Source organism: Lederbergia sp. B243.17 (genome assembly GCF_057657925.1).
Map to the genome: position 1 here is coordinate 1 of NZ_JBWBKF010000047.1, position 744 is coordinate 744.

Annotated in this window: 1 protein-coding gene; it reads left to right on the forward strand. The window is 47.0% G+C overall.

Annotated elements, in window-relative coordinates; genetic code table 11:
• Positions 1-744: transposase (locus AC0TWI_RS09140; RefSeq protein ID WP_488126039.1), on the forward strand; the 744-nt coding region annotated here is incomplete at both ends.

The following is a 744-nucleotide window of genomic DNA, read 5'->3' on the forward strand; positions in this document are numbered from 1 at the left end:
CGAAAAGAGGCCCGTGCCTATGAGAAGAAGCTGCAGGAAGAGCTCAACCTGGACCGTATGGAGAACGGAAAGAAACCGTTCCCTCCTGAGAAATTCGAAAAGGAAGAATATAAGGAAATGAAGGAATCAACAACAGACCCGGAAAGTGGCTACTATGTAAAGGATGAAAGGACAAAGCAGTTCGCCTATTCCTTCCACGCAGCCACGGACGAAAAAGGATTTGTGCTGGCCAATATCGTCACCCCAGGGAATATGCACGATAGTCATATGCTTGAGCCACTGGTATTGAAAGTCATCGACAAGGTGGAAAGGCCGGTTGCCGTTGCCGCTGATGCAGCCTACAAGACACCAGCAATCGCGAATTTCCTGATCGCGAATCAGATTCTTCCTGTGCTTCCATATAAACGGCCAATGACCAAGAAAGGCTTCTTCAGAAAAAACGAGTATATTTATGACAAACACAATGACGGTTATATTTGTCCGAAAGGACAGATCCTTTCCTACCGGACCACCACAAAGGAAGGATACCGCCAGTATGCCTCGCAACCTTCGATCTGTAAATCCTGTCCTGTGATTAGCCAGTGTACGCAGAGCAAGAACCATCAGAAGATCATTCAACGCCATATCTGGCAGAAGGACCTGGAGGTGGCGGAGGACTTGAGACATCATCATGAAATCAAAGAGATATACGGAAAGCGCAAAGAGACGATCGAACGTGTTTTTGCCGATGCCAAAGAAAAGCAT